Genomic DNA, 21,193 nt, shown 5'->3' on the forward strand with positions numbered 1-21,193 from the left:
CAGTTACACTGCCCGCGATGAAGGGTAAAGACCCTCGCACACAACAGAATTGACGTATCGACAGATCGGCGGTGCGCAGACATGGCCCGGTCCTCGCTGACCCGTGACGAGGTGCTGGACGCCGCCGCGTCCCTGGTCGAGCGGCGCGGTCCGGCCGCCCTCACCATGCGGGGGCTCGCCGCCGAGCTGGGCACCGCGGTGACGTCGATCTACTGGCACGTCGGCAACCGCGAGTCGCTGCTCGACGCCCTCGTGGAGCGGACCGTGCGGGAGATGGGCGCGATCCGCCCCGACGGCCGCACCCCGTCCGAGCGGATCCTCTCGGTGGCCCGGACCCTGCGCCGCGAGCTGCGCGGACACCCGCACCTGATCGCGATGGTCCACGAACGGGGGCTGACGGAGCGGATGTTCCTGCCCGCGCAGCGGGCGCTCGTCCACGAGGTGCACGCCGCGGGGCTGCGCGGCGCCCGCGCGGCGGACGCGGTGCGCGCCGTGCAGTTCCAGGTCGTCGGGTTCCTCCTGGTCGAGCGCAACCGCGAGCGCTCCCCCGCCCAGCACCCCGGCGAGAGCGAGCTGTGGGACGCGGCCGCGGCGTCCGACGACCCGGCGCTGGCCCGGGCGCTGGCCCGGCCCGCGGATCCGGAGCGGCTGTTCCTGCTGTCCGTACGGGCCCTGGTGACGGCCCTGCTGGCGCCGCCGCCGCAGGATCCGGCAGCCGGCCGGTAAATCGGTTTGCGCCGCGGTGCGGCCGTGGTTGTATCTGCTGCGCGGGGGCGGCTCCGCGACGTGCTTCCTTCTCACTTCTCCTATGCCGACGCAGCGCGTCCCCTCTCCGCCCCCGCCCTTCCCTCTCCCCGGTTCCGGAGGACTCCCCCCTTTGCCCGAGCTGTCGACCGTCCTGCTGCGCCGTCTCCACACCGTGTACGTCGACCAGGCCGGGCCGCGCCCCGGCGATCCGTCCACGGCCGAGGGGCTGACGGCCCTGGAGGCCGAACTCCTCGACCGGGGCTTCGCCCTGACGGCGCCGCTGCGCTCCGCGCTCGCCTGGCTCGGCCCTTCGGGGCTCGCCGACGCCGGCACCTCGCTCGTCCGCGACATCGACGTCCTGCTGGGCGCCGACCGCACCCACATGCCGCTGTTCCGCACCTTCCCGGCCTCCGTACCCGACGACACGTACGGCCTGTGGCTCGACCGGGTCTTCGCGCTGCTCCTGCAGTGGCCCGCCCAGCCGTGCGTGCTGTGCGCGGCCGTCGGCAGCGTCCACCCCGTCTCCCCTTGCGCCCATCTGGTCTGCCGCAGCTGCTGGGACGGCTCCGTCTACACGGGCTGCCCGATCTGCCACCGCCGGATCGACCCCGCCGACCCCTTCCTGGACCCGGCCGCCGAGCGGCCCGGGCGGCCCGCGCCGGGGGAGCCGGCGGGGCCGCTGCGGCTGCTGAACCTGGGCACCGACCGCGCGGCCGACGCGGTCACCGCCCTCGGGCGGCTGCTGGCCCGCCGGACGCCGCTGTCGGCCCAGGACACCGAGGAGGCCGAGGTGCTGCTCGCCGCCGCGCCGGTCGGCCTCGACTGGCTGCCGGACGCCATCCCGGTGCGGGAGACCAAGGCCATGGTGCTCGGCACCCTGCTGCGCGAGCGCCGCACCCGGCAGGCCGTACGGGCCCTGCTCCCCCGGTGGCTGACGACCGCCACCGACGTGCTGCGGCTGCTCGCCGTCTGGTCGGGCGGCGGGGCCGACCTGCTGGCACCGCCCCGGATGCGTTCCCTGCCGCGGCCGCTGCGCCGCGAGCTGCTGGCCGTGCTGGACGGGCTGGACCCGGCGCTGCTCGTCGAGGACGTGCTGCGCCACGCCGACCGGTGGAAGCGGGCCGCCGAGATCCTGCACCCCTTCGAGCAGTACGGGCGCCACCCCCGGGCCGCGCTGGCGTTCGCCGTACTGCGCGGGACCTCGGTCCACGGCACCGCGCTGGGCGAGGCGCTGCTGGCCACCGCCGCCGAACACCCCGGCGCCGTCAGGGTCGTGGGCTCCCGCGTCCGGGCCGCCACCTGGACCGGCCGGGCAGAAGAGGCCCTGCGCGGGCCGGACCCGGACCTCGCCCTCGCCGTCCTCGCGGAACGGCCGGGGGAACTCGTACGGCGCCTGGACCACCTGCTGCGCCGGTACGCGGCCGACGCCCTGCCCGAGCAGGTCGCGGCGGTGCTGGAGCGGCGGCTGCCGTCGGCGGGGCCGGGGCCGGTGCTGTCCGCGCTGGGGCGGCTGCGGATCCGCCATCTGCCCGGCACGCGGAGGGTGTTCTTCCCGAGGGGCCAGGTCGCGCACTCCTACACGGTGGACGACACCCGGGCCCCGCTCGCCGAGCCGGTGACCCGCGCGGTGACCGGCCTGTTCGAGCGGGAGCTGCTGCGCCGGCTCGCGGCGGCCGAGCCGTACGAGGTGGCGGTCCTCGACTCGCGCCTGGCCCACCTGCACGTCCCGTCGGCCGAGCGGGCCGCGGCCAAGGCCCTGGTCACCGTCCCCAAGGGCAGCTTCCAGGCCCTGCCCGACGGCGAGGTGCTGCGGATGTTCCTGCACTGGACGCAGCCGCCGAAGAAGACGGTGGACCTCGACCTGTCGGTGGTGCTGTTCGACGGGGACTGGAACTACGCGGGCCTGTGCGACTTCACCAGCCTGGTCTTCGGCGGGCGGGCCGTCGTCCACTCCGGGGACCTCACCTCCGCCCCCGCCCCGGCCGGGGCGAGCGAGTACGTCGACATCGACCTCGACGCCCTGGCCGACACCGGTGTGCGCTTCGCGATGCCCGTCGTCTTCAGCTACAACAACATCCCCTTCGAGCTGCTGCCCGACGCCTTCGCCGGCTTCATGGCCCTGCCGAGCCGGTCCGGCCGCACCGCCCGCTACGACCCGCGGACCGTGCGGCAGCGCTACGACCTGGTCGGCAACTCCCGCATCCACGTGCCGCTGCTCGTCGACCTGGAGCGGCGCGGCTTCCTGTGGACGGACGTGCACCTGCCGGACGACGAGGGCTACCACAGCGTGTGCGCGCACCGGGAGGACCTGGCCCGGATCGGCCGGGACCTCTTCCAGTACTTCTCCACCGGCCGCACCACCCTGTGGGAGCTGGCGGGATGGCACGCGGCGGCGCGCTGCGAGGAGGTCGTCGTACTGCGCCGCACGCCCCGGCCGAGCGATCCTGACGAGCTGTGGACCTACCGGCGCCGGGCGGACGAGGACCGCGCGGCCTTCGCCGCCCGGCTGCTCGGGCTGCGCGATCCGGACACCGCGCTGCCCTCACCGGAGGTGGACGCCCTCGCGGGCGCGGCGGCGTCGGGCAGGTCGGCCCTGCTCGCGCTGGTCGACGGCGACGTGGCGCCGGCCGGTGCGCGGGGAGCCGTGTACCGGTTGCTGCCGGGGCCCGTCGACGGCTGCGGGCTCGAACAACTGGCCGCCGCGGACCTGGTCTCGGCCCTGGGCTGACCCCGGGTGGGGCGGCGGTGTCGGTCCGTGCCGATATCCTCTGTGACCATGCTCGACGACCGTACGACCGCAGAGACGACGTGGCCGGCCGCGTATCCCCAGGGGTACGCGGTCGTCGACGTGGAGACCACCGGGCTCGCTCGCGACGACCGGATAGTCTCCGCCGCCGTCTACCGGCTCGACGCCCAGGGCAACATGGAGGACCACTGGTACACGCTGGTGAACCCGCAGCGGGACCCGGGGCCGGTGTGGATCCACGGTCTGACGAGTGAGGTGCTCGCCGGTGCCCCGCTGTTCAAGGACATCGCCGAGGAGTTCGCCGGGCGGCTCGCGGACCGCGTGCTGGTCGCGCACAACGCCATCTTCGACTGGCAGATGATCGCCCGGGAGTACGCGCGCGCCGAGACGACCGCGCCGGTCCGTCAGCGGCTGTGCACCATCGCCCTGTCGAAGGAGCTGGCCCTCCCGCTGCCCAACCACAAGCTGGAATCCCTCGCCGCGCACTTCGGCGTGGTCCAGCAGCGCGCCCACCACGCGCTCGACGACGCCCGGGTGCTCGCGGAGGCCTTCCGTCCGTCGCTGCACGCGGCGGCACAGGGCGGCGTACGGCTGCCGCTGCTGGAGTGCCGGCCGCTGACGGAGTGGTCGGACTCCGCCGCCACCCCGCGCGTGGGGCACCAGGCGTCGTACGGGGGCGGCGGCAGCTGGCGGCCCTCGCGCAGGCGGCCGCCGTGCCCGCACCCCAACCCGGGGCGGTTCGAGGACGGCAAGCCCCTGAAGCAGGGCATGCGGGTCGCGTTCTCCGGTGACACCTCGGTGGAGCGGGAGCTGTTGGAGGACCGGGCGGTCGAGGCGGGCCTGCACGTGGCGACGAGTGTGTCGCGGCTCACGAGCCTGCTGGTGACGAACGACCCCGACTCGGCGACCTCCAAGACGGTCAAGGCGAAGTCCTTCGGCACCCCCGTCGTCGACGAGGCGGCCTTCACGCAGTTGCTGCGGGACGTGGCGCCGGCCGGGGACTGCGGGGACTGAAGCGCCCCGGGCGCCGCCCGTTGGGCCGGGCGGGTGTCCGCGCGGCGACTCACCAGGGTGGATCTTGTTCCGCCGCCTCCCCGTGCGCAGCATGCGGCGCATGGCACGTTGCGAGGTCTGCGGAAACGACTACGGCATGTCCTTCGAGGTGCACGCGCAGGGCGCGGTGCACGTCTTCGACTGCTTCTCCTGCGCCATCCACCGCATGGCGCCCATCTGCGAGCACTGCCGGGTCCAGATCATCGGACAGGGCGTCGAGGTCGAGGGCCAGTGGTTCTGCGGCGGGCACTGCGCCCGCGCGGAAGGGAAGGTGGGCATCGTCGACCACGTGTGACCGCCGCTCCTTCTCCTTCCCGCGACCCCGGAGGGCCACCCGGCCGCCGGGGTCCCGCTCGGCCGGGGTACCGTCGTGGGCGTGTACCGCTTTGTGCTGACCCGGCAGTGGGTGTCCCTCACCCTCGTCGCCCTCGTCCTCATCCCCGTGATGATCAAGCTGGGGTTCTGGCAGTACCACCGCCATGTGCACCGGGTCGCGCAGAACCAGCTGATCGAGGCGAACCTGAGGGCGGAGCCCGTCCCCGTGACGGAGGTCACCTCCCCCGGCCACAAGGTCCCCCGCTCCGACTTCTGGCGCGCCGTCACCGCGACCGGCACGTACGACTCCGCGCACGAGGTGGTCGTACGGATGCGCACCTCGAACGACGACAAGGTCGGCTTCCACGTCCTGACCCCGCTCGTCCTGGCCGACGGCCGGGTCGTGCTGGTCGACCGCGGCTGGGTGCCGGGCGGCGGCGACCCGCGTGCCTATCCGCCGGTGCCCGCCGCGCCCGCGGGCGAGGTGACGGTCACCGGGCGGCTGAAGGCCGACGAGACGAGCGGCGGCAGCGGCATCAAGGACCGCAAGGGCCTGCCCGACCGCCAGGTGATGCTGATCAACAGCGGGCAGCAGTCGGAGTACCTGGGCCGGCCGGTGCTCGGCGGCTATCTGGAGCTGACCGATCCGGCTCCGGGTGACGGCGGTCCGGAGACGGTCGCCGACCCCGACCACGACTCCATCGGCGCGCACATGGCCTACGCGGTCCAGTGGTGGCTGTTCGCCTCCGCGGTCCCGGTGGGCTGGCTGGTCCTCGTACGGCGGGAGAAGCGCGACCGCGAGGAGGCCGCGGCCCGGGCCGAAGCGGCCGAACAGGAGCCCGCGGCGGCGTAGCGTGTCGGGCATGGATCTTGGACTGAAAGACCGTGTCTACATCGTCACCGGGGCCTCGCGCGGCCTCGGTTTCGCCTCCGCCCGGGAGCTGGTCGCCGACGGAGCGAAGGTCCTCGTGACGGGGCGGGACGAGAAGCGGGTGGCCGGGGCCGCCGCCGAACTCGGCCCGAACGCCGTCGCGGCGGCCGCGGACAACGCGGACCCGGCGGCCGCCGCCCGGCTCGTCGCCGCCGCACACGAGCGCTTCGGCCGCTTCGACGGCATCCTCATCAGCGTCGGCGGACCCGTCCCGGGCTTCGCCGTCGACAGCACCGACGAGCAGTGGGCGGCCGCCTTCGAGTCGGTCTTCCTCGGTGCGGTGCGGCTCGCCCGGGCGGCGGCCTCGGCGCTGGGCGAGGGCGGGGTCATCGGCTTCGTCCTGTCAGGGTCGGTCCACGAGCCGATCCCCGGCCTGACCATCTCCAACGGCCTGCGCCCGGGGCTGGCCGGCTTCGCGAAGTCCCTGTCGGTGGAGCTCGGTCCGCGTGGGATCCGCGTCGTCGGCCTGCTTCCGGCACGTATCGACACCGACCGGGTGCGGGAGCTGGACGCGCTGTCCGGCGACGCCGACGCGGCCCGTGCGCACAACGAGTCCGGCATCCCGCTGCGCCGGTACGGCTCCCCGGAGGAGTTCGGCCGTACGGCGGCGTTCCTGCTCTCGCCGGCCGCCTCGTACCTGACGGGCGTGATGCTCCCGGTCGACGGCGGCTCCCGGCACGGCTTCTGACCGTCAGGTGACGCGGCGGGCGCGGTGGGAGGTGACCTTGAAGCGGGCGTCCGCCGCCAGGTCGGGCAGGCCCGCGGAGGTCCGGGCGTGGCTCAGGACGGGGCCCGCCAGGCCGGCCAGGGTGTCGGCCGGGACGGCGTGGGGCTCCAGCTCGAACGCCACCCGCAGCGCGGGAGAGCCGCGCCGTCCGCGCAGGGCGACGCGGCAGCCGGCGACCCCGTCGAGGGCGCCGGCCTCGGCGGCGACGGCGTCCGACAGGGCCCGGCCGCGCAGCACGGCGAAGCCTCCGTCCCCGGTGTCCACGGCGACCGTCCGCAGCCGCGCGCGCTTCAGCTGGGCCAGCAGCCACCACAGGGCCAGCAGCAGGCACACGACGAGCGCGGCGATCAGCACCCACCACGTCCAGCCGTCGGCATGCAGGTACCGGCGCCGGTCGGCGGCGCTCAGCAGGGGCGCGGCGCGGCCGCCCAGCGGCCGAACCGCCGTCAGCAGGACGACACCGGCCGCCAGCAGCACCGCGCCGGCCACCGCCAGCAGGATCCGGTTCACGGTTCCGGTCAATCCGCTCGCCTCCTGACCCGTAGGCGCGGCCGCGGCGGGTGCACGAGGCCCAGTTCGTCGATGCCGACGGCGATCACCGCGTCCAGGTCGGCCCGTACGGCGTCCAGTTCGCGGAAGTGGGACGTGGCCCGCACCCGGACGCGTGAGCGGCCCATCCGGACCCGGGCGGACCGCACGCCGGGCACTTCCATGGCCCGGTCGCGCAGGACCTGGGCGGCGTCCCTGCGGCCGATCCCGGCCCGCAGCCGGGGGTCGCCCTGCTGGTCGGGCTCGCCGTCGTGCTCGCCGGGGGTCCGCATCATCAGGATCCTGCGGATCCCGGGTGTGAGGGCCAGCAGCAGGAGGACGGCTCCGGCCAGGACCAGGATCCCGCCGGCCACCTGCACTTCCCAGTCGGCGGGGGTGTGGGCCTCCAGCCGGTGGGCGAGTTCGCGGCGCCAGGCCATGGCGGGACGGCCCGCCCGTACGGCGGCCAGGTCGTAGAGGAACAGGCCCGCCACCGCCAGCACGAGCAGGGCGACGAGGGCCGCGGGGATGCGGCGGGCGGAGCGGAAGCGGCGTGCCGTCACCGCAGCCGCCGGTCCCGCCCGGCGCCGCTCCGGGTGTGGGAGGAGTGCAGGTGCTCGATGTCGACGGCCACCTCGGGGACCGACATGTTCGCGCACTCCTCGACGCGGCGTACGACGCTGCTGCGTACGGCCGCGCACTGGGCGGCGAGGTCGGAGGGGTAGTCGAGTTCCACGCTCACCCGAACCCGTGCGATGTCGTGGTGCACGGTGACGGTGGCGTGCGGGGGCGCGCCGGAGCTTCCGGCGAGCGCCTCCCGGGCGGCCTGCGCCGCGATCTTGGCGACGACCCGGTCGGCGATCCGGGTGGCCCCGCGGTCACCGGCGGCCACCTCGGCCGGGGTGGGCCGTACGCCGGTGCGCGGCGCTGCGGGGCCCGGCGGGCCGGCCTGCGGCGGAGTGCTCACCGCGGCTCACCTCCGCCGGTCGTCGCGGCGGCGGAACAGGTCCTGGGCGTCCAGGTCCCCGTCGAGGAAGCGACCGGCTACGAAGCCGACGGCTCCGAGGGCCGCGACCAGCAGAAAGGCACCGAAACCGCCGAAATAGCCGGCGAACCCCAGGGCCATGCCGGCCAACATGCCGGCGACCGCCATGCTCATGTGCGCTCCTCTCGGCTACTGGAGTCGGGACTCCGGCTCCTCGTCGGGCTCGTCCGGCAGCTTGACGTCGCTCACGGCGATGTTGACCTCGACGACCTCCAGGCCGGTCATGCGCTCGACCGCGGAGACGACGTTCTCACGGACCGCCCGTGCCACGTCACGGATCGACACGCCGTAGTCGACGACGATCTCCAGGTCGAGGGCGGTCTGGACCTCGCCGACCTCGGCCTTGACCCCGCGGCTGACCGCGGCTTTCTGGCCGCCGGGAACCCGGTCGCGGACGGCGCCGAACGTACGGGAGAGGCCGCTGCCCAGGGCGTGTACGCCGACCACTTCACGGGCGGCGAGGCCGGCGATCTTCTCGACCACCCCGTCCGCGATGGTCGTGCGCCCCCGGTCGCCGGGTGCCTTGTGGGAGCCCCCTGATGCGGTGTCGCTCATCGCGTGTCCCTTCACGTATACGGACTCACTCCGCTCCACGTTAGGCGCGTCGGGGCAAGAAGGCGCCCCGGGACTACGCCGGTCGGCGTGGTCCCGGGGCGCCTCAAGGCCTCGGAGATGCGCGCGGGGGGTCAGTCCGACAGGCCCGCCAGGTCCCGCAGGCGGCGTGCCTGGGCGGCGCGCTCGGCGGCGCGCTGGTCGTCGTAGGAGCGGGTCTGCGCGGAGCGCAGCAGGGTCTTCGTCTCGATCACGGCGTCGCGCGGCGGGGCCAGCAGGGCGGTGGTCAGGTCCTGGACGGCGGCGTCGAGCTCGTCCGCCGGGACGACCAGGTTGGCGAGACCGACGCGCTCCGCCTCCTCGGCGTGCACGAAGCGGCCCGTCGCACAGATCTCCAGCGCGCGGGCGTAGCCGACCAGGGAGGCCAGCGGCTGGGTGCCGGCCAGGTCGGGGACCAGTCCCAGGCTCGTCTCCCGCATGGCGAACTGCACGTCGTCGGCGACAACGCGCAGGTCGCAGGCGAGTGCGAGCTGGAAGCCGGCGCCGATCGCGTGCCCCTGCACGGCGGCGACGGAGACGATGTCGTTACGCCTCCACCAGGTGAACGCCTCCTGGTACTCGGAGATGGTGGCGTCGAGCCGTTCGTCCGAACCGCGCGCCAGATCGAGGAAGGACGGCTCGCCCTCGAAGCCTTCGGGGGTGAACGCCTGACGGTCGAGACCGGCGGAGAAGGACTTGCCCTCGCCGCGCAGCACGACGACCCGGACGGTGCCCGGCAACGACCTTCCCGCCTCGGCCAAAGCCCTCCAGAGCGCGGGGGACTGGGCATTTCGCTTGGCCGGATTGGTCAGCGTCACCGTGGCGACCGTGTCGTCGACGGTGAGTCGTACGCCGTCCTTGTCGAGCAGAGCCATCTGTGTGCCTCCGGTGTGCAGTCGGCCGCAAGCTCGGCCTAAGTGACTGCACAGTAACCACCCGGTCGGCCGGGAGGCCGCCCGGGGGTCACCGGAGGGAACGTCGGATCATGTGAGCCTTGGAGCCGTTGGAGCGTTGGAACCTCTGGGTCCGGGGTCAGGCCGTAGCCGCCTTCTTGCCGCGCGTCGCGCCACCGCGGCCGCGCAGCGAAACCCCGGACTCACTGAGCATCCGGTGGACGAATCCGTAGGACCGGCCGGTCTCTTCGGCCAGCGCCCGGATACTCGCACCGGAGTCGTACTTCTTCTTCAGGTCTGCCGCGAGCTTGTCGCGCGCGGCGCCGGTCACCCGGCTGCCCTTCTTCAGAGTCTCGGCCACCCGTGCCTCCTCGTGGGAAGTGCGCTCTGGACTTCTCATGATCACCCCTCCCCGGCTTCCTGGCCACCCATTCAGCAAGGTCGGTACGACGGCATTTCCCGAGCCGTGGACACCCGAGCAGAACGGAATCTCCCCTTCCGCTGCATGACTTCCGTCACACTCCGTCGACCGCCCGAGGAATCTCCAGGTCAGGGGCCGGACCGCGGAAGACCGACGACCCCGGCCGCGCACCCTCGCGGGCGCGGCCGGGGCCGTCGTACGACGCGCAACGGTACGAGACCGTCTCACTCAGATGACGGATCACCCCTGAGCCGAATGATCCATAAGGAACTGGATCAGTACCTCGGCGGGTCAGGCGAGGGCCACCAGGTCGCGGTAGTCCGGTCCCCACAGGTCCTCGACACCGTCCGGCAGCAGGATGATCCGCTCCGGTTCGAGGGCCTCGACGGCGCCCTCGTCGTGCGTGACCAGGATGACGGCGCCCTTGTACGTGCGCAGCGCTCCCAGGATCTCCTCACGGCTGGCCGGGTCGAGGTTGTTCGTGGGCTCGTCGAGCAGGAGCACGTTCGCCGAGGAGACGACCAGCGTGGCCAGGGCCAGGCGGGTCTTCTCGCCGCCGGAGAGCACGCCCGCGGGCTTGTCGACGTCGTCGCCGGAGAAGAGGAAGGAGCCGAGCGTCTTGCGCACGGCGACCAGGTCCAGGTCGGGTGCGGAGGAGCGCATGTTCTCCAGGACCGTGCGCTCCGGGTCCAGGGTCTCGTGCTCCTGGGCGTAGTAGCCGAGCTTGAGGCCGTGGCCTGCGACGACGGTGCCGGTGTCGGGCTTCTCGGTGCCCGAGAGCAGGCGGAGCAGGGTGGTCTTGCCGGCGCCGTTGAGGCCGAGGATGACGACGCGGGAGCCCTTGTCGATGGCCAGGTCGACGTCGGTGAAGATCTCCAGGGAGCCGTACGACTTCGACAGGCCCTCGGCGGTCAGCGGGGTCTTGCCGCAGGGCGCCGGGTCGGGGAAGCGCAGCTTGGCGACCTTGTCGGAGACCCGGACGGCCTCCAGGCCGGACAGCAGCCGCTCGGCCCGCTTGGCCATGTTCTGCGCGGCGACCGTCTTGGTGGCCTTGGCGCGCATCTTGTCGGCCTGCGAGTTCAGGGCCGCGGCCTTCTTCTCGGCGTTCTGGCGCTCGCGCTTGCGGCGCTTCTCGTCGGCCTCGCGCTGCTGCTGGTAGAGCTTCCAGCCCATGTTGTAGACGTCGATCTGGGCGCGGTTGGCGTCCAGATAGAACACCTTGTTCACGACCGTCTCGACGAGGTCGACGTCGTGGGAGATCACGACGAAGCCGCCGCGGTAGTTCTTGAGGTAGTCCCGCAGCCAGACGATCGAGTCGGCGTCGAGGTGGTTGGTGGGCTCGTCGAGGAGCAGGGTGTCGGCGTCCGAGAAGAGGATCCGGGCCAGCTCGACGCGGCGGCGCTGACCGCCGGAGAGGGTGTGCAGCGGCTGGCCGAGGACCCGCTCGGGCAGGCTGAGCGCGGCCGAGATCGTCGCGGCCTCGGACTCGGCGGCGTACCCGCCCTTGGTGAGGAACTCGGTCTCCTGGCGTTCGTACTGCTTGAGCGCCTTCTCGCGGGTGGCGCCGGAGCCGGTGGCGATGCGCTCCTCGTTCATCCGCATCTTCTTGATGAGGACGTCGAGGCCGCGCGCGGAGAGGATCCGGTCGCGGGCCAGTACGTCGAGGTCGCCGGTGCGCGGGTCCTGCGGCAGGTAGCCCACCTCACCCGAACGGGTGATGGAGCCGCCGGCGGGCTGGCCCTCCCCCGCGAGGCACTTGGTGAGGGTGGTCTTGCCGGCGCCGTTGCGGCCGACGAGGCCGATGCGGTCGCCCTTGGCGATGCGGAAAGAGGCGGACTCGATGAGGACGCGTGCGCCGGCGCGCAGCTCTACGCCGGTGGCGGTGATCACGGAAATACTCCAGGGCGGGTGGGGACGGCGGAAGGGGGCGGGACGCGAGGCTTCGACGCCGCTAATCCGCGAGGAGATTTGCCATGGGAGACATTCTACCGGGGGTGTGCAACTGGTTTCCGGGACGGCCGTGCCCGGGGAGGGCCGGGGCGCGGGTCCGGACGAATGGGTCGATACTCGCCGCAGGGCGGTCGCGCGACCGCGCCGGCTCCACGGCCGGCCGGATGGAGGGCGGTGCGGGTTGCAGTTCGACGACAACGCCGGTCTGGACACGTCCGAGGTCAAGGACGTGCGGGGCAGTCGCATCCCGGGCGGGAAGGCCACCGTCGGCGGCGGCCTCGTCGGCATCCTCGCGCTCGTCATGGCCCTGCTCTTCGGAGTGGGGCCCGAGCAGCTGGGGCTGTCCACCGGGGACGAGGAGCCGGCGCCGGCCGCGTCCTCCCTCAACCAGGTGCAGCAGGCGTGCAGGACGGGCCGGGACGCGAACGCGCGCGAGGACTGCCGGATGGTCGCGGTGGTGAACAGCACGCAGGACTTCTGGCGGCAGGAGTTCGCCCGGCGCGGCGGACAGTACGGTCCGGCCTCGACGGTCTTCTTCACCGGCCGGGTGAACACCGCCTGCGGGACCGCCACCTCGGCCGTGGGGCCCTTCTACTGCCCCGCCGACCGGCAGGTCTACCTGGACCTGAACTTCTTCGACGACCTGCGGACGAAGTTCGGGGCGAGCGGCGGCCCCTTCGCCCAGGCGTACGTGGTCGCCCACGAGTACGGGCACCACGTCCAGAACCAGCTGGGCACCCTCCAGCGGGCCCAGGACGGACGGCAGGGGGCCGACAGCAACGCCGTCAGGGTCGAGCTGCAGGCCGACTGCTACGCCGGGGTGTGGGCGCACAACGCGACGCGGACCCCGGACGAGTCGACCGGGCGGCCCCTGATCACGGACGTGACAGACGAGGACATCAGGGACGGTCTGAACGCGGCGGCGGCGGTCGGCGACGACCGCATCCAGGAGAAGCTCCAGGGCCGGGTGACCCCGGAGGCCTGGACGCACGGCTCGGCCGAGCAGCGCCGGCAGTGGTTCTACGAGGGCTACCGGACGGGCGACATGGCCCGGTGCGACACCTTCCGCTGACCGTCGCCGACGCCTGCCATGCTGTGTGACGCGGGTCACCGTCACGAGAGGGAGTGATCGTCATGGCAGGCGTTCCGTCCATCTGCCCCACACTGGTCTACCGCGACGCGAAGGCGGCGATCAAGCTGCTGACCGAGGCCTTCGGCTTCAGCCAGGTCGCGGTGTACGAGGGGGACGACGGCTCGGTCGTGCACGCGGAGCTGGCGTACGGCAGCGGTGTGGTGATGCTGGGCAGCAAGGGCACGGGCGGGGCCTTCGACAAGGCCATGGAGGGCGCCGGCCCTTCGGGGGTCTACGTCGTGGTCGACGACGTGGACGCCCACCACGGGCGGGCCGTCGAGCACGGGGTGGAGATCCTGATGGGACCCACCGACCAGGACTACGGCTCCCGTGACTACATGGCACGGGACGGCGAGGGCAACATCTGGAGCTTCGGCACGTACGCGCCGCAGGTCTGAGACCGATGGCCGGCGGCCGCGCGTACGACGGTGCGCCGGGCGCCGCGGGCCCGCCCGACGGGACCCCGCGGCGCGTACGGACGCGCGTAGCGTCAGGCGCCGCCGGTGTGCACCTGGAAGGCGGCCCGCCGGACCGCCTTGGCCAGGGCCGGGTCCGGGTGGGCCGCGGCCAGCGCGACGAGCACCTGCACGGTGCGCGGGTGGCCGACCGCCCTGACCTCGTCGAGCAGCCGCGGGACGGTGGTGCGCACCGCCGAGTCAAGGTGGCGGGCCAGCAGCTCGGCCTCGCCGTGGTCGGCGATGGCGGCGGCGGTGTCCACCCAGAGCCAGGTCGACTCCTCGGGGGTGAGCACGTCCTGGGCCTCGTCGGGGTCGACGCCGTCGTGCTCGGCGAGCCAGAGCAGCGCGTACGGCCGCAGTGCGGGCTCGCGTACGGTGGCGCGCACCTCGGGCTCCGCGGGGGCCCCGACCACGCGCAGCGCCTCGAAGGCGAGGCCGCGCAGCAGGGCGTCCTCACCCCGGGCGGCCTGGAGGAGCTCGGCCACGGCGTGGCCGACGGGCCGGGCCGCCAGCCAGGCCCGGTACTCGGCGCGGGCCGGTCCTGGGGTGAGCCGGGCGCAGCCGTGCAGCATGGCGGCGGCGGACTGCTCGATGTTCCCGGCGGGGCTCTGCGCCGCGACGCAGATCTGCTCCAGCTTGACCCAGACGGCCCAGCTGCCGAGCGGGGTCAGGGCCGCCCGCGCGGGGCCGAGGGTGACGGCGTCCACGGCGGCGAGGCCGCCGAGCGCCCAGCGCAGCAGCCGGGCGAGCGGGGCCTGGCGGGCCTCCGCGGAGGTGGGGGCGGCGGCGGGCGTTCCGGCCGCGGAGGTCCGCGCCGCCGCGGGCTCCGCGTCGTAGGGGATCTCGCAGCGCTCGTCGCGCAGTTCGGTGACGCGCTGCCCGAGCAGGTCGAGCAGGTCGGGGACGGTCACCGGGCCCGCGGACAGCTGGAGCAGGGAGAGGAGCTGGGGCATGGCCTCGACGACCTCGGCGACGGCCGCGGGGGCGATGTCGGCGGGGGCCGGGTGCACCAGGGACCAGGCGTCGAAGAGGGCGACCCAGCCGCGCAGGACGGCGGTGTCGTCGCGGTCCCAGGCGCGCAGCCGCCAGCCGGGGCGGGCGTGGCCGCCGTGCACCTCGACCAGGCCGGCGAGGCGGGCTCGGTCCCAGCCGACGCGGATCTGGCCGTGCGTCAGGCCCAGTTCGTCGGCGGCGCGTTCGACGTCGGCGGCGGGCAGGGCTCCCGAGGGGGCCGGCCGGCCGCCGTCCGCGGCACCGAGGTTGCGCTCGGCCCAGCGTGTCAGGCGCACGGCGTCCGCCAGCGAGGCCCGGGCCCGGTTCGCCAGGTCGGCGGTGGCCGGGGTGCCCGCCGGGGGCCGCGGGGCCGGGCGGGTCCGGCGGTCGGTCACCGCCTTGCGCGCCGCGGCGACGGAGCGCGGGGAGACGAGTCGGAGTCTGGAGTCGCGAGCCAACTGCTCATCAGGCTTTCGGGACGTCACGGAAGCAGTCTCGCCCGTCACTGGCCGAAAGCCCAAACGGAATCGGCTCCTTCCGCCACCTGCCCGAGGGGCAGACCGGGACAACCCGCCCGCAGGGCACGGTCCGTCACACGGCTTTCACATCAGAGGGGTGAGGAAGCGGCGCAGGGCTTCCTCGTAGCCGGCGGGATCGGCGTTCCACATCGCACCGTGTCCGGCTTCCCGCACCGTCTGCAGGGTGATCAGGTCGGGGCGGGCGGCGGCGAGCCTGCGGGAGGGCTCCCAGGGGGCGAGGGCGTCGTCCGGCCCGTGGAAGACGAGCACGGGGACCCGCAGCGCTCCGGGGTCGGCGCCCGGCGGCGGCCGGTCGGCGCGCAGGCCCGCCCGGCCCTCGGCGGCACGGACCGCCAGCGGCAGTACCGGGGCCGGGGTGCGGCGCGCCGCGGCGAGTGCGCGCAGGGTGGCGTGCCAGTCGAGCACGGGCGAGTCCAGCACCAGGCCGGCGATCCGGTCGGCGAGCGCGGAGCGTTCGACGGCGCGCAGGGCCATGGTGGCGCCGGTGGACCAGCCGTGCAGGATCACGCGCCGGGCGCCGTAGCGCAGGGCGTAGCGGATGGCGGCGTCCAGGTCCCGCCACTCGGACTCGCCGAGGTGGCCGAGGCCGTCGGGGGGCAGGGGCGCGCCGAGGTCGCCGCGGTAGCCGAGGTCGAGGACGGGCAGCCGCTGGCGGTGCAGGAAGGGCATGACCACCATCGGGTGCTCACGGCCGGCGCCGAGTCCGTGGACGGTGATCACCCAGGTGTCCCGGCCGGCGGGTACGAACCACGCGGGGAGGGCTCCGAGCTCGCCGGGGATGTCCACGTCGGCGTGGTCGAGGCCGAGCGCGGTGCGCGGGTTCCCCAGGTGGACCTGGGGGGTGAGGGTGACCCGGGCGCCGGGATGGAGCCTGCCGTGGGTGACGGAGAGGAGCCTGCGTACGACGGTGTCCGGGTCGTGGCCGGCGTCGTGGAGCACGGGCCCGACGACGGCGTGCACGCCAGGTGCGGCCAGGCCGTACGTACCGGGGCGCAGGGAGGCGAGGGAGCGGGTCAGCGCGATCCGGCCGTCGCCGGCGGAGTGGACGCTCAGCCGGGCCCCGCCGGGGAGCGGCGCGCCGGGCCGGGGCCGCAGGGCGGCGTCGGCGGCGTACCGGCCGGCCGCCACGGCTGCCACCCCCGCGCCGACGAGGGTCGTGGTGACGGCCGCTGCCGCCGCTGTAACGGTACGCACCGTCCCAGTGTCGTCGCGCAGCGTCGACCAGGCCACCGGAGTGGGCCGTTCCGGGTCTACGCGAGGAGAGTGATCTGGGTCACGTTCGACGGCGAAAGGGGTGGTCGGAGGCATCCGGGGGGACGCGCGGAGGGGTTCGTTCACCCGGCTTTGACATGCATTAATGCTGAAATCCACGCAAGAATCAGGACGAATGTCCCGATCGCGCCCCGTGCCCGTACACCCCTCCACCGGAGCCAGTTCACCTTCCGTTCATCCTGGTTGCCTACGTTCGCCGAGCCACTGACGCCAAACAGAAGCCTGGGTAAATGGAGCACATAACGCTTCTCCTCGGGATCGTGATCATCACCGCTCTCGTGTTCGACTTCACGAACGGCTTTCACGACACGGCCAACGCGATGGCCACCACCATCTCGACCGGCGCCCTCAAGCCCAAGACCGCGGTGGCCATGTCCGCCGTGCTCAACCTCGTCGGCGCGTTCCTGTCCGTGGAGGTCGCCAAGACGATCTCCAAGGGTCTCGTCAACGAGGAAGGCATCCAGCCAGAGGTGATCTTCGCCGCACTGGTCGGCGCGATCCTCTGGAACCTCGTCACCTGGCTGGTCGGACTCCCCTCCAGTTCCTCCCACGCCCTGATGGGCGGCCTGATCGGTGCCGCGGTCGCCTCCGCCGGCCTCGGCGCGGTCGACGGCGGGGTCCTCGTGACCAAGGTCCTCATCCCCGCGATCGCCGCGCCGCTGGTCGCCGGCATCGCCGCGTACGCGGCCGCCAAGCTCACCTACAAGCTGGGTGACAAGGTCGGCGAGAAGACCTCCGCCAAGGGCTACCGCACCGGTCAGATCGCCTCGGCCGGTCTGGTCTCCCTCGCGCACGGCACCAACGACGCGCAGAAGACGATGGGCATCATCACCCTGGCCCTCATCGCCGGCGGCGCGCTCGCGCCCGACGCGGACCCGCCGGTCTGGGTCATCGTCTCCGCCGGTCTGGCCATCGCGCTCGGTACCTACCTGGGCGGCTGGCGCATCATCCGCACCATGGGCAAGGGCCTGACCGACCTCCAGCCGCAGCAGGGCTTCGCCGCCCAGACCTCGGCCGCGTCCGTCATCCTCGCCTCCTCCAACCTGGGCTTCTCGCTCTCCACCACCCACTCGTGCTCCGGTGCGGTCATGGGTGCGGGCCTGGGCCGCAAGGGCGGTGTGGTCCGCTGGTCCACCGCGACCCGCATGTTCGTCGCCTGGGGCCTGACCCTGCCGGCCGCCGCGCTGGTCTCGGCCGGTGCCGAGCTGGTCATGCGCACCGGTGACATCGGCGTCGCCGCCGTCACCGTCTTCCTGGTCGGCTCCTGCCTCGCCATCTGGCTGATCTCGCGCCGCCAGGTCGTCGACCACAACAACGTCAACGACGCCGACGACGCCGCGAGGGCGGACGCCGAGGGACCGGGTGTCGTGACCACGGCCATCGCGGCCGTCACCGTCCCGCCGACCGTCGCCGCGGCCGGCACCACCGCCGCGATCACGGACGAGGACCTCAGGGCCACCATCCCGGCCGCGGCACAGGCCCCGGCGGCTCCGGCCGCCACGGTCTGACCGAGCCAGAGACACTAGAGGAATCGGCAGTATGAAGATCGACTGGGTAGCGCTCGGCTCCGTTTTCGGGGTCAGCCTCTTCGCCACCGTCGCCCTCGTGACCCTCTTCACCCTGGGTCTGGTGGGCCTGTCCAAGCACGAAGCCGCGACCGAGCAGGGCGGCAGCGCCACCCTGGCCCGCGGCGGCGCGTACCTGTGCTTCGCGCTCATCACGGCGGCCGTGACGTACGGGATCTACCTGATCGTCGCCTGACGGTCTGACCGCTTGGCCGCGAAAGCCCCTCCCGGGTCCGTCCCGGGAGGGGCTTTCGCGCCTCCCGGCCCAGCCGCACCGCAGGTCAACGGCGAGTTGACGGGCCTTCCGGCCGCGTGGTGGACTGCCCGAGCCAATACGGCGGCATGGAGAGGAAGTCCGGTGCGATTCCGGCGCGGTCCCGCCACTGTCACCGGGGAACGCACGCCGCGCGCGCGCCCCGGGAGCCAGGAACTCTCGCCGCCGGACACGTCGAACCAGGGCGCGGACCCTGAGTGAGGACATACCTGCCACCATGCGTGCCGATCGCGTCTTCGCGTACGGCGCCACGGCGGGCCTGATCGGCGACCGGATCCTCGGTGATCCCCGCCGAGGGCACCCCGTGGCCGCCTTCGGACGAGCCGCCGCCGCCGTCGAGCGTTCCCTGTGGCGTGACGACCGCGCCCGCGGCGTCCTTCACACCCTGCTGTGCGCCGGGGGCGCGACCGCCGTCGGCGCGCTGGCCGCCCGCTCCCTGCGCTCCCGGCCCGCGGCCGCCCGTATCGCCCTGACCGCCGCCGCCACCTGGGCCGTCGTGGGCGGCACCTCACTGGGCCGTGAGGCGCGTGCCATCGGCGGCGCGCTCGCCGCAGGGGACGTCGAGGTGGCGCGCGAGCGGCTGCCCCACCTGTGCGGCCGCGACCCACACGCCCTGGACGGGCAGCAGATGGCCCGCGCCGTCGTGGAGTCCGTCGCCGAGAACACCTCCGACGCGGTGGTCGGGGCCCTGGTGTGGGGTGCCGTCGCCGGGGTCCCCGGGCTGCTGGCCTTCCGCGCCGTCAACACGCTGGACGCGATGGTCGGCCACAAGTCCCCCCGCCACCTGCGCTACGGCTGGGCCTCCGCCCGGCTCGACGACCTCGCCGGCTGGCCGGGGGCCCGGCTGACGGCCCTGGCCGCCGTCGTGGCCGGACCCGACCGGCGCGGAGCCGTGCGCGCCTGGCGCGCGGACGCCGCCGCGCACCCGAGCCCCAACGCCGGGCCCGTCGAGGCCTCCTTCGCCGGGGCGCTCGGCGTCAGACTGGGCGGAACCCTGGCCTACGGCGGCCGGGTCGAGCACCGGCCGGTGCTGAACGGCGCGGCCGGACGGCCGGTCGAGGTCGCCGACATCGACCGGGCCGTACGGCTGTCACGCCAGGTGACCTGGCTCGCGCTGGGCGCCTGCGTGGCGGCACGGACCCTGGCGGCACGAGCACGAGCACGAGTACGAGGGGGACGCGCATGAGCGGCGCGAAGCGCGGCGGCGGACTGCTGGTCGCCGGAACGACGTCGGACGCGGGCAAGAGCGTGGTCACCGCGGGCATCTGCCGCTGGCTGGCCCGCCAGGGCGTGAAGGTCGCCCCCTTCAAGGCGCAGAACATGTCGCTGAACTCCTTCGTGACGCTGGAGGGCGCCGAGATCGGGCGCGCCCAGGCGATGCAGGCGCAGGCGGCCCGGGTGGAGCCGACGGCGCTGATGAACCCGGTGCTGCTCAAGCCCGGCGGCGACCGCAGCAGCCAGGTGGTGCTGCTGGGCAAACCGGTGGGCGAGATGAGCGCGCGCGGATTCTTCGGGGAGGCAGGGGGGTCCGGGGAGGCCGGGCCCGCGGCGCAGCCGCAATCAGGCGCGGTATCCCCCGGGAAGGCGCTGCGCGGCGGGCGGCAGGAGCAGCTGCTCGGTGTCGTCACGGACTGCCTGGAGCAGCTCCGGGGCACGTATGACGCCGTGATCTGCGAGGGGGCGGGCAGTCCGGCCGAGATCAACCTGCGCCGGACCGACATCGTGAACATGGGCATCGCGCGGGCCGCGCGCTTCCCGGTGGTCGTGGTCGGCGACATCGACCGCGGCGGGGTCTTCGCGTCCTTCTTCGGGACGACGGCGCTGCTCTCCCCGCAGGACCAGGAGCTGATCGCCGGGTACCTGGTCAACAAGTTCCGCGGCGACGTGTCGCTGCTGGAGCCGGGCATGGAAATGCTGCGCGGGCTGACCGGGCGGGCGACGTACGGGGTGCTGCCGTTCCGGCACGGGCTGGGCATCGACGAGGAGGACGGCCTGCGGGTCTCCCTGCGGGGTGCCGTACGCGAGTCCGTGGTGGCACCGCCCGTGGGCGAGGACGTGCTGCGGGTCGCCGTGTGCGCGGTGCCGCTGATGTCGAACTTCACGGACGTCGACGCGCTCGCGGCCGAGCCCGGGGTGGTGGTGCGCTTCGTGGACCGCGCCGAGGAGCTGGCCGACGCGGACCTGGTCGTCGTACCGGGCACCCGCGGCACGGTGAAGGCCCTGGCGTGGCTGCGGGAGCGCGGGCTGGCGGACGCGCTGGCCCGGCGGGCCGCCGAGGGCCGGCCGGTACTGGGCATCTGCGGCGGTTTCCAGGCGCTGGGCGAGCGCATCGAGGACGACGTCGAATCGCGGGCGGGCGAGGTCGAGGCGCTCGGGCTGCTCCCCGTACGGGTCCGCTTCGAGCGGGAGAAGACCCTGGCGCGGCCCACCGGGACGGCGCTCGGCGAGACCGTCACCGGCTACGAGATCCACCACGGGGTGGCCGAGGTCCTGGGCGGGGAGCCGTTCCTCGACGGGTGCCGGGTGGGCGCGGTGTGGGGTACGCACTGGCACGGCTCGCTGGAGTCGGACGGCTACCGCCGGGCGTTCCTGCGGGAGGTGGCTGCGGCCGCCGGGCGCCGCTTCGTACCGTCCCCGGACACCTCGTTCGCCGCGCTGCGCGAGGAACAGCTCGACCTGCTGGGCGACCTGATCGAGGAGCACGCCGACACCGACGCGCTGCTCCGCCTGATCGAGGGCGGCGCCCCGGCGGGCCTCCCGTTCCTCCCCCCGGGCGCCCCGTGAGGCGGCGCGCCCTGCGGGGCCGTCCCCCTGCCCACCCGCCCACCACCCCCAGCGGCCCCACCCCCGACCCGACGCCTCGGACGCCGGCGGGGCCGGAAAGCCGGGGCCGGGCCGCCGGCTCCGTGCCGCGGGCCACGCGCCCGTGGCACTCGGTCACCGCGCGGGCCGGTGCCTCGCTGCCCGGGATCCGCCGCATCCAGCCCAGCGGGCGTTGCAGGTGCGGGGTCCG

The 21,193-nt window shown here is 74.0% G+C and carries 22 protein-coding genes and 1 riboswitch; of the genes, 12 read left to right on the forward strand and 10 right to left on the reverse strand.

The window, feature by feature from the left end; all coding sequences use genetic code 11:
- The first annotated feature begins 81 nt into the window (after positions 1–81).
- The 6 genes from BSL84_RS07980 to BSL84_RS08005 all read left to right on the forward strand — a co-directional run bounded on the left by BSL84_RS07980 (position 82) and on the right by BSL84_RS08005 (position 6,480).
- A complete protein-coding gene (locus BSL84_RS07980; protein WP_075970073.1) occupies positions 82–726 on the forward strand; it encodes a TetR/AcrR family transcriptional regulator in 645 nt (214 codons plus the stop codon).
- A 151-nt stretch (positions 727–877) separates the two neighbouring features.
- Positions 878–3,475, forward strand: coding sequence for an MXAN_6230/SCO0854 family RING domain-containing protein (locus BSL84_RS07985; protein WP_075970074.1), 2,598 nt, complete (start codon positions 878–880; stop codon positions 3,473–3,475).
- 48 nt (positions 3,476–3,523) lie between these two features.
- The gene (locus BSL84_RS07990) at positions 3,524–4,507 is read left to right on the forward strand and encodes a DEDDh family exonuclease (protein WP_030030201.1); all 984 of its coding nucleotides are present in this window, start codon (positions 3,524–3,526) and stop codon (positions 4,505–4,507) included.
- A 100-nt stretch (positions 4,508–4,607) separates the two neighbouring features.
- Positions 4,608–4,841, forward strand: a complete 234-nt coding sequence (locus BSL84_RS07995) for a hypothetical protein (protein ID WP_075972011.1) — start codon at positions 4,608–4,610, stop codon at positions 4,839–4,841.
- A gap of 81 nt (positions 4,842–4,922) precedes the next feature.
- Complete coding sequence (locus BSL84_RS08000; RefSeq protein WP_030030196.1) at positions 4,923–5,714, forward strand: SURF1 family protein; 792 nt, start codon at positions 4,923–4,925, stop codon at positions 5,712–5,714.
- 10 nt (positions 5,715–5,724) lie between these two features.
- Positions 5,725–6,480 (forward strand): SDR family oxidoreductase, encoded by a 756-nt coding sequence (locus BSL84_RS08005; RefSeq protein WP_030030194.1) that lies wholly within the window; start codon positions 5,725–5,727, stop codon positions 6,478–6,480.
- Positions 6,481–6,483: 3 nt separating this feature from the next.
- Here BSL84_RS08005 and amaP read toward each other — a convergent pair whose 3' ends face one another.
- The 8 genes from amaP to BSL84_RS08045 all read right to left on the reverse strand — a co-directional run bounded on the left by amaP (position 6,484) and on the right by BSL84_RS08045 (position 11,887).
- Positions 6,484–7,041, reverse strand: a complete 558-nt coding sequence (amaP, locus tag BSL84_RS08010; RefSeq protein ID WP_045322315.1) for an alkaline shock response membrane anchor protein AmaP — start codon at positions 7,039–7,041, stop codon at positions 6,484–6,486.
- Positions 7,038–7,610, reverse strand: coding sequence for a DUF6286 domain-containing protein (locus tag BSL84_RS08015; RefSeq protein ID WP_107069630.1), 573 nt, complete (start codon positions 7,608–7,610; stop codon positions 7,038–7,040). Before BSL84_RS08015 ends, amaP begins: the two co-directional genes overlap by 4 nt.
- The gene (locus BSL84_RS08020; protein ID WP_376504609.1) at positions 7,607–8,014 is read right to left on the reverse strand and encodes a hypothetical protein; all 408 of its coding nucleotides are present in this window, start codon (positions 8,012–8,014) and stop codon (positions 7,607–7,609) included. Before BSL84_RS08020 ends, BSL84_RS08015 begins: the two co-directional genes overlap by 4 nt.
- Positions 8,015–8,020: 6 nt before the next feature.
- A complete protein-coding gene (locus tag BSL84_RS08025; protein ID WP_030029788.1) occupies positions 8,021–8,206 on the reverse strand; it encodes a hypothetical protein in 186 nt (61 codons plus the stop codon).
- 15 nt (positions 8,207–8,221) lie between these two features.
- Positions 8,222–8,647: an Asp23/Gls24 family envelope stress response protein gene (locus BSL84_RS08030; protein WP_030029787.1), complete on the reverse strand. Its 426-nt coding sequence runs from the start codon at positions 8,645–8,647 to the stop codon at positions 8,222–8,224.
- A gap of 131 nt (positions 8,648–8,778) precedes the next feature.
- Positions 8,779–9,558 (reverse strand): enoyl-CoA hydratase/isomerase family protein, encoded by a 780-nt coding sequence (locus tag BSL84_RS08035; RefSeq protein WP_030029786.1) that lies wholly within the window; start codon positions 9,556–9,558, stop codon positions 8,779–8,781.
- Between the two features lie 157 nt (positions 9,559–9,715).
- On the reverse strand, positions 9,716–9,937 hold the full coding sequence (locus BSL84_RS08040) for a helix-turn-helix domain-containing protein (RefSeq protein ID WP_030010789.1): 222 nt from the start codon (positions 9,935–9,937) through the stop codon (positions 9,716–9,718).
- A gap of 351 nt (positions 9,938–10,288) precedes the next feature.
- Complete coding sequence (locus BSL84_RS08045) at positions 10,289–11,887, reverse strand: ABC-F family ATP-binding cassette domain-containing protein (RefSeq protein ID WP_030029785.1); 1,599 nt, start codon at positions 11,885–11,887, stop codon at positions 10,289–10,291.
- A gap of 241 nt (positions 11,888–12,128) precedes the next feature.
- On the opposite strand from BSL84_RS08045, the gene BSL84_RS08050 reads away from it, so the two are divergent.
- Positions 12,129–13,019, forward strand: a complete 891-nt coding sequence (locus BSL84_RS08050) for a neutral zinc metallopeptidase (protein ID WP_030029784.1) — start codon at positions 12,129–12,131, stop codon at positions 13,017–13,019.
- Between the two features lie 62 nt (positions 13,020–13,081).
- Positions 13,082–13,477, forward strand: a complete 396-nt coding sequence (locus BSL84_RS08055; RefSeq protein WP_037662802.1) for a VOC family protein — start codon at positions 13,082–13,084, stop codon at positions 13,475–13,477.
- Between the two features lie 92 nt (positions 13,478–13,569).
- Here the strand turns inward: BSL84_RS08055 and BSL84_RS08060 are convergent, their stop codons facing one another.
- Complete coding sequence (locus BSL84_RS08060) at positions 13,570–15,015, reverse strand: hypothetical protein (RefSeq protein ID WP_079273423.1); 1,446 nt, start codon at positions 15,013–15,015, stop codon at positions 13,570–13,572.
- A gap of 117 nt (positions 15,016–15,132) precedes the next feature.
- A complete protein-coding gene (locus BSL84_RS08065) occupies positions 15,133–16,263 on the reverse strand; it encodes an alpha/beta hydrolase family protein (RefSeq protein ID WP_045322327.1) in 1,131 nt (376 codons plus the stop codon).
- 308 nt (positions 16,264–16,571) lie between these two features.
- Here BSL84_RS08065 and BSL84_RS08070 point away from each other — a divergent pair, with 308 nt between their 5' ends.
- The 4 genes from BSL84_RS08070 to BSL84_RS08085 all read left to right on the forward strand — a co-directional run bounded on the left by BSL84_RS08070 (position 16,572) and on the right by BSL84_RS08085 (position 20,964).
- Positions 16,572–17,849, forward strand: coding sequence for an inorganic phosphate transporter (locus BSL84_RS08070; RefSeq protein ID WP_045322318.1), 1,278 nt, complete (start codon positions 16,572–16,574; stop codon positions 17,847–17,849).
- Positions 17,850–17,880: 31 nt separating this feature from the next.
- On the forward strand, positions 17,881–18,102 hold the full coding sequence (locus tag BSL84_RS08075; protein ID WP_030032264.1) for a hypothetical protein: 222 nt from the start codon (positions 17,881–17,883) through the stop codon (positions 18,100–18,102).
- A gap of 150 nt (positions 18,103–18,252) precedes the next feature.
- Positions 18,253–18,339: riboswitch (cobalamin riboswitch) on the forward strand.
- A 58-nt stretch (positions 18,340–18,397) separates the two neighbouring features.
- Entirely contained in the window at positions 18,398–19,366 is a 969-nt protein-coding gene (locus tag BSL84_RS08080) for a cobalamin biosynthesis protein (protein WP_075970075.1), read from the forward strand.
- Complete coding sequence (locus BSL84_RS08085; protein ID WP_075970076.1) at positions 19,363–20,964, forward strand: cobyric acid synthase; 1,602 nt, start codon at positions 19,363–19,365, stop codon at positions 20,962–20,964. The genes BSL84_RS08080 and BSL84_RS08085 overlap by 4 nt, the downstream gene beginning before the upstream one ends.
- Positions 20,965–21,193 lie beyond the last annotated feature (229 nt).

This window comes from Streptomyces sp. TN58 (assembly GCF_001941845.1).
In the GTDB taxonomy this organism is placed as follows: domain Bacteria; phylum Actinomycetota; class Actinomycetes; order Streptomycetales; family Streptomycetaceae; genus Streptomyces.

Excerpts from the sequence above, each read along its gene's own strand:
- BSL84_RS07980 (WP_075970073.1), top strand. The coding sequence starts at position 82 with ATGGCCCGGTCCTCGCTGACCCGTGACGAGGTGCTGGACGCCGCCGCG.
- BSL84_RS07990 (WP_030030201.1), top strand. The coding sequence starts at position 3,524 with ATGCTCGACGACCGTACGACCGCAGAGACGACGTGGCCGGCCGCGTAT.
- BSL84_RS07995 (WP_075972011.1), top strand. The coding sequence starts at position 4,608 with ATGGCACGTTGCGAGGTCTGCGGAAACGACTACGGCATGTCCTTCGAG.
- BSL84_RS08005 (WP_030030194.1), top strand. The coding sequence starts at position 5,725 with ATGGATCTTGGACTGAAAGACCGTGTCTACATCGTCACCGGGGCCTCG.
- BSL84_RS08025 (WP_030029788.1), bottom strand. The coding sequence starts at position 8,206 with ATGAGCATGGCGGTCGCCGGCATGTTGGCCGGCATGGCCCTGGGGTTC.
- BSL84_RS08030 (WP_030029787.1), bottom strand. The coding sequence starts at position 8,647 with ATGAGCGACACCGCATCAGGGGGCTCCCACAAGGCACCCGGCGACCGG.
- BSL84_RS08035 (WP_030029786.1), bottom strand. The coding sequence starts at position 9,558 with ATGGCTCTGCTCGACAAGGACGGCGTACGACTCACCGTCGACGACACG.
- BSL84_RS08055 (WP_037662802.1), top strand. The coding sequence starts at position 13,082 with ATGGCAGGCGTTCCGTCCATCTGCCCCACACTGGTCTACCGCGACGCG.
- BSL84_RS08070 (WP_045322318.1), top strand. The coding sequence starts at position 16,572 with ATGGAGCACATAACGCTTCTCCTCGGGATCGTGATCATCACCGCTCTC.
- BSL84_RS08075 (WP_030032264.1), top strand. The coding sequence starts at position 17,881 with ATGAAGATCGACTGGGTAGCGCTCGGCTCCGTTTTCGGGGTCAGCCTC.
- BSL84_RS08080 (WP_075970075.1), top strand. The coding sequence starts at position 18,398 with ATGCGTGCCGATCGCGTCTTCGCGTACGGCGCCACGGCGGGCCTGATC.
- BSL84_RS08085 (WP_075970076.1), top strand. The coding sequence starts at position 19,363 with ATGAGCGGCGCGAAGCGCGGCGGCGGACTGCTGGTCGCCGGAACGACG.